Below are 14792 nucleotides of genomic sequence, written 5' to 3'. Positions count from 1 at the left end.
CGCCGACGCCGGGCGCGTGGCCGACCGTCTGCGCGATTGTATCCGCTACGTTGCCGAGGGAACCGAGCCCCCCCGGCAACGCCGCCGCCGCCGGGTGTTGACCCTGGCCGGGTTGTTCTTCGCCGCCACGCTGGCCACGGCCGGCACGGTGTTGAAGTTTCCCGTCGCCGAGGGGACGCTGGTGGTGGAGATCGACGACCCCGAGGCGAGCGTGGTCGTCGATCGCGACGGCCGGGAGATGACCGTCAGCGGCGTCGGCCTGAAGGAAGTGAAGTTGAAGCTCGGCCCGCAGACCGTGAAGATTCAGGGCCGTGGCCAGACCCGCGAGGAGGTGGTTTCCATCACCCGTGACGGCAAGCCGGTGCTGAAGGCGACGCTGCTCCCGGCCGGTTCTTCCACAAATTCGGCGACGACTCAGGAACGGAAATTTGAAATAACCGGCCCGTTAATCCACGAGCAAAATAAAAATTTCGGTTTGCCTTACTGGGTGGAGGGGAACAAACCCACGTTCCCGTACCCGCTTGATCGGGTGGAAGGCACCCTCCGTCTCACTGGCCCACAACCGCAGGTTTGGCCACACGTCACCATCCAGCGGCCGCTCACGGCCAGGGACTTCTTTGGCGAAGGCGGGACCGAAGGCGCGGTATTGGCCTTTCCGGGACAGCCCGTGCCGAAGTTCGACTGGTCGTCGAAGCCGGTGATGCGTGCCGAGTCGCCGGTTCGATCTCTGGCCGTTTCTCCCGACGGACGCCGGATCGTTGGCACGTCCCACTGGCCGAAATCCGACGCGGCCATCAGCGTCTGGGATGCGGAATCCGGCAAACGGCTTCACACAATCATCGGATTGAAGGGGGAAATTCCCTGCGTGGTCTTCACGAAAGATGGCAAGGCGTTCGGGGCCGGATTGGAGGACGGATCGATCCGGTTTTGGGAGGGCGAGCGGGGCAAAGAAATCGCCCGGATCAACGTCCACAAGGAAGCAGTCCTGGCGCTGGCCGTGTCGCCGGACGGCAAATGGCTGGCCAGCGCCGGGGCCGACCTCAGCATCCAAATTCATAACCTAAGCACGGGCAAAGTTGTCCGGGCGATTGTCGGCGGGAAAAACCATGTCCGCTCGCTGGCGTTTTCCCCGGACGGCTCCCGGCTGATTTCCGCCGGGCAGGATCAGGCGGTGCGAATGTGGGACGCCGAATCCGGCAAGCTCCTCTGGACACGCGACCTGCAACAAGGCGAGACGGGGAAGGTGGGTTTCCTCCCGGACGGCCGGGGTTTCTTCGCCTGCGCCGAGCAGAAAGGCCTCATCGGCAACCCGGTCACCGGCGAGACCATCATTGACTTCATGATCCCCGGCCCCGGCGTGACGGATCTGGTGACCTCGCCCGATGGCAAGCTCTTCGCCGCCGGTGATGCCGAGGGAAAAGTGCTTCTTTTTTCGACGATGCCCCTTTTCAGCATCGGTCAGGTGAAGGTGCGACAAGGGAGCGCCAACAAACTTGCCTTCGCGCCGGACGGCCGGACGCTTTACATAGGCACCGGCCCCCATTTCGACGAGGCGACGAAAAAATTCATCATGACGGAACTCGGCATCCAACGGGCGGACATCACTTGGCCGAAAGACCAAAAACCAGTCCCTCCGCCCGCCCCGCTGAATCCGAACGACCCCCTCTCTCAGCCAAGGCGGTAAGCCGGTCTTGTCCCGATGGAGATGAAGGAGGTGCGGAAAATGGAGAGACCGCCCGATCAGGGCATTTTCTTTTTCTTCTCTTCTCCCGACTTCGGCAGTTTGCGGGCCACCATTTCGGCCTCGATTTCGTCCGGGGTGATGCCGCCGTCGCCGTTTTTGTCCCAACGGGCGAATTCTTCGGCGGTGCCGGGGAACTCGCGGCGGGAGAGTTCCCCGTCGCCGTTCTTGTCCAGCTTTTGGAACCACGCCGGCCCGGCCGGGCTGCGGCGGATGGTCCCGCTCAGGAAATACTCGCTGACGTTTTGGGCGATTTGTACGTCAACCAACTGGCCGAAGCGGATGGCTCCGTCCGGCTTCAGGGCGTCCCGCGTGACACCGTCCTTCAGTTTCGGCTCCAGCGCAATTAACCTGTCCCAAGCGTTGCGGACTTCTCGGGCGTTGATGCGGCGGTCCCCGTTGGAATCCATGATCTGGAAGAGCGAAGGCGTCTGGGCTTTGTGAACCAGCGACAGCGGCAGCCGGGTGAACGATTGCTGCACCTTCTGAAACGCCTCGTATTCGGCGACCGTCACCCGGCCGTCCGAATCGCGGTCGATGGTGTCGAACAACACCCGCAAGAACTGGTTTTGCGGGCCGGGGATGTCGGACTCCGTGATGTAGCCCTTGCCGGGATTGGGAAACGGGCCAAGTTGGTTCATGTTCGCCATCGGAAGCGGCGGCCCTCTGCGACGCGGATCATCCACATGAAACTGGATGGTTTGCGTGCCCACCCGCAGCAACCCCACCGTGGCGTTTGGCGAGCGGAAGGCTTCATTCCACGGGGAATTCGCCGGAACCGGCCGCATGGCGACGGCGGGCTTGTCCCCGTTTCCGTAGGTGAGATCAATTTCCAAATCCGGCGGGAGTTTGGTGAACGCCAGCAGTTCCGTGAGGGAGATGTTGCCGTCCTTGTTTTTGTCGAGAGCGGCGAACGTCGCGTCCGTGAACGGATGATCGGCCTTGGTGAACTTGAACGATTGATCTTTCTTGTAATGGCTGATGATCGTCTCGGGCGTGCTTTCCGGCAATTGCCCGGCGGGGTAAACCTGCATGATGTTGTCGTATGCGGCCGGAGTTGATCCGCCGCCCCGCATCAGGTCCGGCACGAGTTCTGTCGGCGTCAGGCATTCATCCTCGTCCAAATCTTGCGTGGCGAAGAGGCTTTGCACCCGGATGAGTTCATCCTTTGACAACTTGCCGTCCTTGTTGGTGTCAAGCATTTTGAACATTTCCTCGGTGAGCTTGGGACCGAAGGCGTCGAAGTTTGCCTGAGCCTGCGAGGAGAGCAGGTCGCTCGCGGACGGGCGGTAATACGAAAGAAACTCGTCAAAACTCACCCGGCCGTCACGATCAAGGTCGAAGTCCGGCAGCGTGCGGCCCGCTTCTGTCGGCGTGGGGTAGGAGAATCCCCGGTTAATCATCGCCTGCACGCCCTTGTTGGTGAACACAAAATCGGCCTCGGCGGCATTGAGATAACCGTCGCCGTCACGGTCTTGAAAATCGAACAGCGTGCGGAGTTGCTTTTTCCATCGCTCCGTGAACGATTCCCCGGCCACCCGCAGATGAATGCGGATCACCACCAGTTTCTTCTCGCTGAAGAACAACACATCCTGGGCGTCTTGAATTCCCAAATCCACGTCGGCCGCCCGATGGGCGGAGCGCACGGTCTGAATCAACGGGACAGGCCGGCGATGGTCTTGCGTTTCCCCCGGCAGCCGCAATCCCGGAAAGATCTCCATCACCGGGGGAAGCCGCATGGCCGCCGCCTCAAATGTCACCGCATATGGCCGGGTTCCGCCCCGCTCCAGCCGAATGCGCGACGAGGTCGCATCCAAGCCGCTATACGTGTGCGTGGCCTGCATGGTCTGGGCCGACGCAAGGGTGGGGAGGGCGAGGAACAAGAGAAGGGAAAGACGCATGGAAGAAGCTCGAAGAAAGTCGAAGACGGGAAGAAACAAACCTGACATTCGCTGGCTTCAAGAGCCTCACTGCGTGAGCGGTGAGGATTTCACTCACTTGAAGCAACCCCCACCGCTCACGCAGTGGGGCTCTTGAGTTTAACGCAGCGGGGCTCTTGATCGCTTCAAAATATCTACGCCACCACATCCTTAATCACCTTCGCCGACTTGTCCACGATCCGAATCGGCCGGCCCACGTTGGAGTTGTTCGTCTTCAAGTGGTCGATTCCCAAAGCCTTGCACAAGGTCGCCAGCAAATCGGGGACGCTTGTGGCGTCGCCTTGTACCTTCGTGCCGTCGTCGGTGGTTTTGCCGAACGCCTGGCCCCCCTTGATGCCGCCGCCCGCCAGCACGGCGCTCCAAGCGTTCGGGTAGTGGTCGCGGCCCTTGCCTTGGTTGATGCGCGGGGTTCGGCCGAATTCGCCCATCCAGACGATGGTGGTGGATTCCAACAGGCCGCGGACCGACAGGTCGGTCATCAACTGGCTCCAGCCGGAGTCGAGGATGCCGTTGAGGCGTTGCAAGGCATCAAAGTTGTTTTGGTGCGTGTCCCAGCCGCCGAGGTTGACCTCCACGAAGGGAACGCCCCGCTCCACTAGTCGGCGGGCGAGCAGACAACCTTGGCCGAAGATGTTGCGGCCGTAGGCGTCACGCACTCGCACGGATTCTTCCTGCAAGTCGAAGGCCCGCGCGCCAACGGATTGCATCAGCATCACCGCCCGGTCGTAAGCGCTGCGGTGGCTGAGATGCGTAAGGTTGGGATGGTCGGCCCCGAACTCACTGTCCAAGTCGCGGAGCAGGCCGAAGCGGGAATCAGCCTGGGCGTCGCTGACTTCCTTTGGGCGGGCGAGATCCTGCACCTTGAGCAGCCGGTCCGAGGCGTCTCCGGCGGCGGGGGCGCCGAAGTTCCCTTCCCCGACGATTAACGGGGCATGGTTCGGCCCGAGGAAGCCGGGGCCGAACGCTCCTTGCGAGAAGAACCGGAACGGCGAGACGCTGACGAAGTTCGGCAACTCGGACGCCGGATTGCCAAGTTCCTTGGAAAGCAGCGAGCCGATGCTGGGGAACTGCAATGCCCCCTGCGGCAGGTTGCCGGTGCGGAGGTAATAAGTCGCCCGCGCGTGATCCCCTTCCTTGGTGGACATGGACCGCACCACGGCGATGTCCTTCGCGTGCCGGGCCAGTTTCGGCAGGTGCTCGCCAAACTTCAGGCCGGGCGCGGCGGTGGCGATTTCCTTGAAGGGGCCGCCGTTCGCATGGCCTGGCTTCAAATCCCACATGTCGATGGTGCTTGGCCCGCCGTTCATCCAGAGAAGGATGCACGACCGCTTGCGCTGCGGGTCCGCGGCCGTCTCGGCGGCCAGTTTCGGAAGCCAGCCGGACATCGACAGCCCCAAGCCGGCGGCCACGCTCATCCAGTCGCGGCGGGACAGGTTATTCGGTTTCATCGCGGTCTCTCGCGGGGTCAGTCGGGAAGATTTTCGAGTGTGTTCCTCACGCTCCGCGTGAGGTTCTTTTGTGATGTTCACCCAAGGACATCAGCCGCTCTTGGGTGAGGGCAAAACCTCACGCGGAGCGTGAGGAGCACGCTTCCAAGGTCAATGATTCAAGCTGAATTCGCTGGAATTCAACAAGGCCCAAAACACATCGGCCAGCGCCTTGTCCGGATCGACATCGACGCCGCCCTGCTCCACGTAGCTGCCGAACCGCTCCGCCTCGGGCCTCGTCGGAAACCGGCTCAGGGTGGCGAGGAAGAGCATGTCCAGCTTTTCGCGGGGGGTCCACAGGGGCGAATCCACAATACCGACGAGGAAAACGCCCTTCGTCGATGTCTGATCGATGACGAACCGGCCGTTCATCATGGTGAGGGCCTGGAGGATGCTCTTTTGCTTCTCGGTGATCTTCTCCGTGCTGGAGAACTTGATGACGAAGTCCCGCCGGGTTCCCCCGAACGGCCGTTGCTCGCGGGGGGTGTTATCCACGTAGCCGGTGGCTTGCGAGAGACTGTCAAACAGTTGTTCCCCGCTGAGGCCCTTGATGGTCATGCGGGCGAAGAACCGGGGATCGGCCTGGCTCGGGTGCGTCTGGCGGCTCGTGAGTTGATAAGCCTTCGACCGCACGATGGCCCGCATCAGGAATTTCTGGTCGTATCCGTTGTCGATGAAGGCCTGTGTCAGTTCTTCCAAAAGGGCCGGGATGGCCGGGGGATTTTCGTCGCTCGGCTCGTCAATCGGGTCGATCAGGCCGACGCCGAAGAAATAGGCCCACAGGCGGTTGGCGAAGTTGCGGGCGAAGTACGGGTTGTCCTTGGCGGTCAGCCAGTCCGCGAAGGTTTGCCGCGGGCTTTTGGCAGCGTCCCATGTCGGGTCTTTGCCGTCGAAGAATTTCGCCTGGATCACCTTCGTCGTCTCGGGGATCTTGATCTCCCGTTTCACCTTCACGTCGGACACATTGGCGATGGTCGGCTGCACCTCGGCGAAGAACGCGGCCAGTTCCCAGAATTGTTCCTTCTTGTAAGGAGCAAACGGGTGGTTGTGGCACTGGGCGCACTCGATCTTCACCCCCATGAACAACCGGCTGGCCATCGAGGCCACGTTTTCCGGCTTGAATTCGTTCACCTGATTGAAGGCGAAGGGGGTGTCCTCCGGGTTGCCGTTGAAATTGTTTCGCCGGCCGTTGAAGAGGGTTGGGGCCGTCAGCATCTCCCGGACGATTTGGTCGGTTGGGGTGTCGGATTTCAGCTTTTTGCGAATCCACGTTTCAAACTGCGGAGAGAGAAACTGGAATTCTTGGTTGTCCGTCGCCTGCGGCAGCCACGTTTGCCGAAGGACAGTGCCGTAATGGGACAGAAAACCGGGCCGCTTGAACAATTCGGTGATCTGGCGATCCCGCTTGGCGGGGTCTTTGTCGTTGAGAAACGTGCGGACGTCGCCAATGGCCGGGATTTGGCCGAGCAGGTCGAGATGAAGCCGACGATTCAGTTCCGCGTCGTCGGCCAGCGGGGCCGGGGTGACGTTGTTGGCCTTCCAGTGGGCTTCCAAGTGCCGGTCAATGGCTTGCGCCAGTTCTTCCGGCGTTTTCAGTTTGGCTCTCAGCATGCGGGGCGCCGGGCCTTGCTCCGGCGGGATCGTCACGACACGCGGCGCCGGCCCTTGTTCCTGTCCGGAGACCGCCCACGCGGACCCGAGAATCAGCACGACCGCCCAGAGTTTGCCGTGTTCCATCATGGTGCTACTCGTCGAAGATGCCGACTGTCAACGATTTGAAGACGCCGGGGATGGACGGGCATTTCAGCCCGGCGGTGATTCCCCCGAAATGACGATCTGACAAGAATAGTCTAATCGATGCCCGACCGAAGGGAAACGAATTTCCATTTGCACCAGTGGCAATGCCGGCAACCCCCCGAAAACTCCGCCCATGTTTCCCACATCTTCTTGCCAAGGACCGGTTTTTCGGCCGATGATGATCCTGCTGACATTCAGCCGCCTTGACCACTTTGGTAAGGTGGAAATATGAACACCATGCTCCTCCCTGACACGATGAATGACGAATCGGCCGCCACGGAAACGCCGATCCCCGCCGGGGTGTATGCGGACATTGTGTTTGATCGCCCGCTCGATCATCCGTACAGCTATTCTGTTCCCGAAGAACTGCAATCAGAGATCGCCGTCGGCAAACGGGTAGAGGTTCCGTTCGGCCGGGGGGACACCGGCACCACGGGCTATTGCGTGCGCGTTCATGAAATCCCGCCGTTGCGCGCGGTGAAGGCGATTCGCAAAATTCTGGATGAACAGTCCCTGCTCACGGATTCCCTGCTTCGCCTCACTCGCTGGATGGCCGACTATTATCTCTGCGGTTGGGGCCAGGTGTTGCAAGCGGTGTTGCCCGCCGGGGTCCGCGACCAATCGGGCACGCGGGAGGCCGCGTTTATTCAGGCGGTTCCCGAGGCCGATCTTCCCGCCCCGTTGCAAGTGCTGACACCCAAACAATCACAAACGCTTGAACACTTGCGAAACGCCGACGGGCCGATGGAACAACGTCACCTGGCCCGGCTCGCCAAGGTCGGGGCCGGGGTGGTGAAGTCCCTCGTCGAAAAGGGATATGCCCGGAAGTTCACCGAGCGGGTGGAAAAGACCACTCTTGAAGCCGACTTGGAAACGGTCGATCACCGGGCATTGACGCTCAACGCCGAACAACAAGCCGTGTGGGAGACCATCGAGGCGGCCGTCAACACCGGCGGCTATCATTCCTTCTTGCTGCACGGCGTCACCGGATCGGGAAAGACCGAAGTATACCTGCGGGCCATCGAACAAGTGGTGGCCCAAGGGAAGGAAGCCCTCGTTCTGGTGCCGGAAATCTCGCTGACACCGCAAACCATCTCCCGGTTTCGCGGCCGCTGCGGCAACGTCGCCGTGATGCACAGCCACCTGACCGACAGCGAACGCGGGGCCTATTGGCGCGGCATCGCCAGCGGACATGTCCAAGTGGTCGTCGGGGCGAGAAGCGCCGTCTTTGCCCCCACTCGGAAACTCGGCATCATCATCATCGACGAGGAACACGAAAACAGCTTCAAGCAGGAAAGCACCCCCCGTTATCATGCCCGCGATGTGGCGGTGATGCGGGCCAAACTGGAGAACATCCCCATTGTCCTCGGGTCGGCGACTCCCTCGCTCGAAAGCTGGGCCAACGCCGAGCGGGGCCAATATTCCCGGCTCGATTTGCCAAACCGGGTCGAAGCCCGGCCGATGCCGCCAGTGAAGTTGATCGACATGCGGCACGAACCGAGATCCTCCGGGACGTTCTCGGCCATCAGCCCCACGCTGGAGCGGGCGATGCGGGATGCCCTCGGCAAAGGGGGGCAGGTGATCCTGCTCTTGAACCGCCGGGGATTCTCCACCCACGTCCATTGCCCGACGTGCGGCTTCGTGGCCAATTGCCAAAACTGCGACCTCGCCCTGACGTTCCACCGGCAGCGGTCAAGTCTGGTGTGCCATTACTGCGGGCACGAACAAACCCCGTTCCGCAAATGCCCGACCTGCCAGACGCCGTCGATTCTCTATCAGGGAATGGGGACGGAGAAGTTACAGGCCGAGATTGAGCAGAAGTTCCCCGACCGCGTGACGCAGCGGATGGACAGCGACACGATGTCCCGCCCCGGCTCGCACCAACGGGTATTGGATGCCTTCCGGGGTGGGCTAGTCCACATCCTGATGGGCACACAGATGATCGCCAAGGGGCTGGACTTCCCGAACGTCACCCTCGTCGGCGTCATCAACGCCGATGCCGGGTTGCACATGCCCGATTTCCGGGCCGGAGAGCGGACGTTCCAGCTATTGGCCCAAGTCTCCGGCCGGGCCGGGCGCGGCGACTTGGAAGGGCAGGTGATGATCCAAACCTACACGCCGGACCACCCGAGCATCACCCTCGCCGCCAAACACGATTACTTGAAGTTCGCCGAGTTGGAATTGGCCCAGCGCAAGGAACATCAATACCCGCCGTATCAACGACTCGTCCGGTTGATTGTGCGCAGTGAGAACGAGGAGGCTGCCCGCAATTTCGCGGACCTACTCGCCGGCGCCTTCCGCGAAGCCCTGCACCGGGCCGACCGCCAGCCGCCGCAATCCCCCGGCGTCCGTTTGCTCGGCCCCGCCGAAGCTCCGGTCTACCGGCTTAACGGGTATTTTCGCCATCACTTCCAACTGCAAAGCTCCAGCCCCGGCTTGCTGCATCAAGTGCTGCGCGAAGTGCTGGCCGTCGCCCGCCAGCCCTCGAACGTCGAGTATCAGGTGGATGTGGACCCGTTTAACATGATGTGACCGAGGCGAAGCGGCCTGTCGAGCTGAACCTTCCGTGCAAGCCGCCTCAAGGCTTCACGGACCTTCCCATTCCTCCACCATTCAGCCACTTTTTTTCACCGGCGAATAAATCACCCAATTCGGCCCGGCCCCTAAAACTTTGGCCGGATCTGATTGCCGCCTTATTCTGCTTTTGAATCTCACCGAAGCATGGCCGTGACGCCGTCGGTTGCAACCTACACAGCTTGAGTAGTTTGCGCTGTCGGGCCAATTTGTTCGCCGGCAAATCCCTTCGTTTTGGCGGCTTTTTTCATTGATGGGATTCCCAAGTCAAAAGAAAAACTGTTCAGTTGATGGGAGGCGTTGAATTCTTCCGGGGGCCGATGGGGTTTGCGTTGTGGCCAAACCTGAACTATGGTTGGTGGTCACAAATCATTCTTCATCTCGGAGGCCGGTTTTCCTTCTCCGTTCCGGATCGTTCGATTCGGCGGCCATCATTTATTTACGTTATTCGTCCTTTGGGTGGTCTTGATCGTGGAGGAGGCTGAAATTGGCAAGGAGCCTTATGCGTCGCACTATTGATCGCAAATTGTTGTTTGGCGTCGGATTGCTCATCGCAGTCCTTTCAATCAACTCTCTCACTGCCCTGAGCAACACCCGGCATCTTGATGAGAACGCCGAATGGGTGACCCACACACACGAAGTTCTGGAAGCCACGGGCGACATCCATGTCACCATGCGGAACGCCCAATCCGGCATGCGCGGTTACCTGCTGACCGAGGGAGACCCGCAATTTTTGACCCCTTATCAGGACGCGCAGCAAGTCCATGCCGGGCAGATGGAAAGGGTTGAAACACTGGTCCGGGACAATCCCCGCCAGCAGGAACGCCTTCCTCTCTTGCGGGAACTGATCGCCTCGCATTTCGCCTTTTTGGATCGCGCCATCCATCTCTCCGAACTGGGGAATGCCGACGCCGCCCGGTTGCTCGTCCGGACCGGCGAGGGAAAACGCATCATGGATGACATCCAAACCTTGATCCGCCAGATGGAGGACGAGGAAAACCACTTGCTGCGAGAACGGGAGCTGGCGCGCAACCGGGCCTACAACACGGCCATCGCCAGCGGAGGCGCCGCGTTTCTGGTGGGGTTGCTGGCCGTCGGCGTTGCCCTCTGGCTCGGCGCCCGGTCGTACCGGGATCGGGGCCGCATCGAGGCGGTCCGTTACCAGCAAGAGTTTCTTCAGGCGACGATCACCAGCCTCGGGGACGGCGTGATTGTGACGGACACCGAAGGCCGGGTGACCGTCCTTAACGTGGTGGCCGAACAATTAACCGGATGGAAACAACACGAGGCGGCCGGCAAACCGCTGGAAGACATCTTCCGCATCGTCAACGCGGACACCCGCCTGAATGTGCCAAACCCGCTCCGGAAGGCGCTGGCGACCAAAGAGGTCGTCCGGCTGGAAAAGGACACGATTCTGCTGGCCAAAGACGGAGCCGAATGGCCGCTCGACGATAGTGCCGCCCCGATCCGGGATGCCGCCGGCCAGGTTGCCGGAGCCGTGCTGGTCTTCAAGGAAATCAGCGAACGCTTCCGCGTGGAGCGAGAATTGGCCGAGGCCAGCCGACGGCAAGAACAACTGCTGGCGGAAGTGCGGGACAGCGAGGGGCGCTTTCAGGCGTTCATGGACCACAGCCCCGCCATCGCTTATATGAAGGACGATCAAGGGCGGTTCGTTTACGTCAATGAACCGCTCACGAAACATTTCAACCGACCCGCCGATGAATGGGCCGGCAAGACCGACCACGACTTCTTCCCCGCCGAATTTGCCGATGAATACCGCCGACACGATCTGCGGATCTTGGCGGGCAACGAGGCCGTGACCTTCAACGAAACGACCCCCCGGCCGGACGGGACGAAAACACACTGGCGCTCCTACAAGTTCCCGTTGATTGACATCAATGGCCGCCGTTTGCTGGCCGGGATCTCGCTGGACATGACCGCCGAGACAAAAGTGGAAGTCGCCTTGCGGGACAGCGAGTTGAAGTTCCGCAACACGGTGGACCGGTTGGCCGAGGGGCTGTTCATGATCGACGTGGACACGCGAAAAATCGTGGAGTCCAACGCCGCCATGCTGAACATGCTGGGCTACTCGCTGGAGGAATTCACCTCGTTGACGCCGTTTGACCTGGAGACGGGCATCAGCCGCGAGGAATTCGAGAAGCAAGTCACGCAGGTCCGGGCCACGCTGGCCAAAGAGGGCCGGTGCGACTTGGGCCGGCGGCAGTTCCGCCGCAAGAACGGCACGCTGGTTCCCGTGGATTTGCGGATTTCAGTGGTTCCCAACGGCGGGGCCGGGCTTCATGCAGTGATTGTGCGGGACGTGACGGAGCAAGTGGAATACGAGAACAGCCTGTTCATGTACCAGTCCGAGATTGAGGACACCAACGCCAAATTACGGAAATTGGCGACCACGGACGCCCTGACCGGCGTGCGGAACCGGGCGGCCTTTAACGAACGGCTGTCCGAGGAATATGACCGGGCCGTCCGTCACCAGCGTCCGCTGTCGGTCCTCATGATGGATGTGGACCATTTCAAATTGTTCAACGACAGCTTCGGCCACCCCGCCGGGGACGAAGTGCTGAGGGATGTCGCCGCCAGTTTGCAGGCGACGGTGAGAACCGCCGACATTGTGGCCCGATACGGCGGCGAGGAGTTTGCCGTGATTCTGCCGGATGCGGACTTCGCCGGGGCAATGGTGCTGGCCGAACGCTGCCGTCGGGCGATTGCGATGGGGACATGGGACAAACACCCCGTCACCATGAGTGTCGGCGTCGCCACCCTAAACCCGAACATCAAGGAAGCCTCCATGCTGGTCCGGGACGCGGACCAAGCCCTCTACCGCTCCAAGCACGCCGGCCGAAACCGGGTCAGCCACGGTGGCAACAAAGAAGCTCACGCCCTCTTGGCGACCGCCCACACCTGACCGGCCCAAAGGCTTTGCGTTGTGGCTGGTCATTTCTCCTTCAATCGTTTCACCATCAAACCGGCCGATTCACTCGCCGAATCAGCCGGAGCTTTCACCGTCCGGTTCCCGCCGTCGATCAGGTTGCCGCGGCCGATCATTCGCTCGCCAAGAGCCTTCCTCAACACAGGAAGATCACCGGCGCCAATCACTCCCGGCACAATCGCATCATGGGGAACCCACACTTCGGGCATCGCCAGCAAACTTCGATGGTTCTCCAACCCGCCGCGAGCGTGAATGGCTCGCACCTCTTCATCGAACAGACCGCCGAGCAGGGCGAGCAGGGCCGTTCCGGGTTCGCCAATGGTCGGCATGTCCGGGGCGTCCAGCGGGGTCGCGATGTTGCGGTCGGCGGGATTGGTCGCGGCGAAGGAATTGCCCCAGAGGCCGATGCGGGCGCCGTCAATTTCTTTGAGTGTTCGCAGCCAGCCGATCACGGTGCGAAGATCGCGGAGTTGGCCGCCGAGAACCGTGCCACCGAGGATTTGTTCGGTTTGCGAAATGGATGTCCGTGAACTTCCCCGCTCGCCGGATGCCCCCGGCCGGGTTTCACCGGTGCCGCGAAGATCAACGAGGCACACGGCGATTCCAGCCTTTCGGAAGGCGGCGATCTCCTCCTCGCGTTCCTTCAACAAAGCCGCCTTGCCCCCTTGGGCGAACATCACCACCACCGGGGCTTTCTTTTCCCCGTCCGGAGGAGAGAACAGCAACAGCGGGACGATGATGCCGGGTTCCATTTGCAAGGCCGCCCGTTGAAGCCATCCGCCGGGGATCATCACCGATTTGTCCGCGATGAGTTTCGGCGTCACGGGGGTGATGTCGCCGAGGATTTTCGACCAGGCGGCGCGAAGTGATTTCAACGAACCTGTTTCGGTTGACGCCCGAACAATTTCCCCCCGCTCGTCGGCAAGTTTCCCGAGGACGGCCCCGAGGGATTTCGGTTCCAGTTCTTTCTTCGCCGTTTCGGTCCAGCAGAGCAGTTCTTCGCTCGGCAGTCGCTTGGAATACTCCGTCGGCACGGGGAGGCCGAACCACTTTTCCAACTGCGGATAAATCATCTTCCGGTGAACGGCCCCGATGTGGGTGCAGTGAGAATCAGTTGGCTTGTTGCCTCGCAGAGTGCCGATGCCGTGGGCAAAGCCGAGATGATCGGCCGCCTCGTAGAAGCCGAACACCTTTTGCAATCGGGGCCACGTGGGATCAGAGTTTTGGTCCCATGAAAACTCGTGGGCCGAGATGAGACGGCGCGGGGCGACGCTGCCGACGATCACCCAATGGGCGAAACCGTTGGCCGCCCCGCCGCGAAGGCCCCGCGTGCTTTCCCAATAGCCATCGCCGAACCAATCAAACTCCCGATCAGGGTTCTTGGTCACGGCCGATTCCGGCTGCCAGCCACCGAAGTTGAACGGGACCACGCAGGCGATTCGCTTGTCCAAGGCGGCCGTCACCCCGGCCGGATCGCCGCCCCCGGCGACGGCCCCAAGCAGGATGATTCGTTCCCGGTCAATTCCCGGTTGTTGCAACAACACATCGACGCCGCGCATGAGATCCCACGCCATCCAGCCCATGAGGGAATCGCCGAGGGCCGTCAGTTGCAAGTTGGTGACATAGCGATGGTAGTAATCCTGTCGGCTGGCTTTGAACTCCTTGGGGTAATCCTTGGCCGTCGCAAACGGGTGTTGTCGGCGCTCGCCATACCCGAGATGATCGGGCACGAGAACCGCCCCGCCCGCCCGCGCCCAAGTCATTCCCATGTCCTGCAATTCGCCGTTCGTCTTGGACGTGTGGTGGCTGTGTGAAATCAAAAAGCCCGGCATCTTCTCCGTCGGTTTCGCGGGCAGATACAGATTACCGCTTACCCAGAAACCGGGCCGGGACTCGAACACGATGTTGTGAATGCGGAATCCGTCCCCCTCAAACTTCTTGGTGACGACCACCCGCGTTTCCTTCGGCGGTTCCGGGAAGACGCCCAAGGATTCCCGCAACGCGGCAATTCGGGCGTCCCGGAACTTCTCCCACTGTTCGCGGGTGCGGACCTCGGCAAAGGCCGCCGCCTCCCGCTGCCCGGCGTCCCCTATCCGCTGGCGTTGGCTGGCCCCCATCATCTTCGGGAGTTCTTTCGCTCGCGGATCATCCGGCGGGAAAACGCCCGGAGACACATCGGCGGCCATCAGAAACGGAGCCAGAGCCATCAGCAGAGAGGAGACACGCATGAGAGGTTACCCGGAAGGCGGCAAGGCGAGGGCATGAGCGTACCACAGACGACAGGCAGAGGACATTGATTTTCCGAG

7 protein-coding genes are annotated in these 14792 nt (G+C 61.4%); 3 read left to right on the top strand and 4 right to left on the bottom strand.

The annotated features are described in order from the left end of the window. Positions 1-1684: WD40 repeat domain-containing protein (locus tag BGIM_RS59265; protein WP_193789071.1), on the top strand; the 1684-nt coding region annotated here is incomplete at its 5' end. Positions 1685-1740: 56 nt separating this feature from the next. Here BGIM_RS59265 and BGIM_RS59260 read toward each other — a convergent pair. From BGIM_RS59260 to BGIM_RS0142015, 3 genes are all read right to left on the bottom strand, one after another. Continuing rightward, positions 1741-3642, bottom strand: a complete 1902-nt coding sequence (locus BGIM_RS59260) for an EF-hand domain-containing protein (protein ID WP_029631779.1) — start codon at positions 3640-3642, stop codon at positions 1741-1743. Positions 3643-3815: 173 nt separating this feature from the next. Continuing rightward, complete coding sequence (locus tag BGIM_RS0142020) at positions 3816-5129, bottom strand: DUF1501 domain-containing protein (RefSeq protein WP_020475590.1); 1314 nt, start codon at positions 5127-5129, stop codon at positions 3816-3818. Positions 5130-5279: 150 nt separating this feature from the next. Continuing rightward, entirely contained in the window at positions 5280-6908 is a 1629-nt protein-coding gene (locus tag BGIM_RS0142015; RefSeq protein ID WP_020475589.1) for a DUF1549 domain-containing protein, read from the bottom strand. Between the two features lie 294 nt (positions 6909-7202). Here BGIM_RS0142015 and priA point away from each other — a divergent pair, with 294 nt between their 5' ends. Beyond that, entirely contained in the window at positions 7203-9497 is a 2295-nt protein-coding gene (gene priA, locus BGIM_RS0142000) for a replication restart helicase PriA (protein WP_238537821.1), read from the top strand. Positions 9498-10041: 544 nt separating this feature from the next. Beyond that, positions 10042-12462, top strand: a complete 2421-nt coding sequence (locus BGIM_RS65300) for a diguanylate cyclase (protein WP_020475585.1) — start codon at positions 10042-10044, stop codon at positions 12460-12462. Positions 12463-12491: 29 nt separating this feature from the next. On the opposite strand, the gene BGIM_RS0141985 is transcribed toward BGIM_RS65300, so the two are convergent. Next, positions 12492-14714: an alpha/beta hydrolase gene (locus tag BGIM_RS0141985; RefSeq protein WP_020475584.1), complete on the bottom strand. Its 2223-nt coding sequence runs from the start codon at positions 14712-14714 to the stop codon at positions 12492-12494. Between the last annotated feature and the right edge of the window lie 78 nt (positions 14715-14792).

This window comes from Zavarzinella formosa DSM 19928 (genome assembly GCF_000255705.1).
In the GTDB taxonomy this organism is placed as follows: domain Bacteria; phylum Planctomycetota; class Planctomycetia; order Gemmatales; family Gemmataceae; genus Zavarzinella; species Zavarzinella formosa.
Note: the sequence above shows the minus strand (reverse complement) of the source record. Positions and strands in the feature narration are given on the sequence as shown.

Coding starts and splice junctions, on each gene's coding strand:
- BGIM_RS0141985 (WP_020475584.1), bottom strand. CDS start 14,714: ATGCGTGTCTCCTCTCTGCTGATGGCTCTGGCTCCGTTTCTGATGGCC.
- BGIM_RS0142020 (WP_020475590.1), bottom strand. CDS start 5,129: ATGAAACCGAATAACCTGTCCCGCCGCGACTGGATGAGCGTGGCCGCC.
- priA (WP_238537821.1), top strand. CDS start 7,203: ATGCTCCTCCCTGACACGATGAATGACGAATCGGCCGCCACGGAAACG.
- BGIM_RS59260 (WP_029631779.1), bottom strand. CDS start 3,642: ATGCGTCTTTCCCTTCTCTTGTTCCTCGCCCTCCCCACCCTTGCGTCG.
- BGIM_RS0142015 (WP_020475589.1), bottom strand. CDS start 6,908: ATGATGGAACACGGCAAACTCTGGGCGGTCGTGCTGATTCTCGGGTCC.
- BGIM_RS65300 (WP_020475585.1), top strand. CDS start 10,042: ATGCGTCGCACTATTGATCGCAAATTGTTGTTTGGCGTCGGATTGCTC.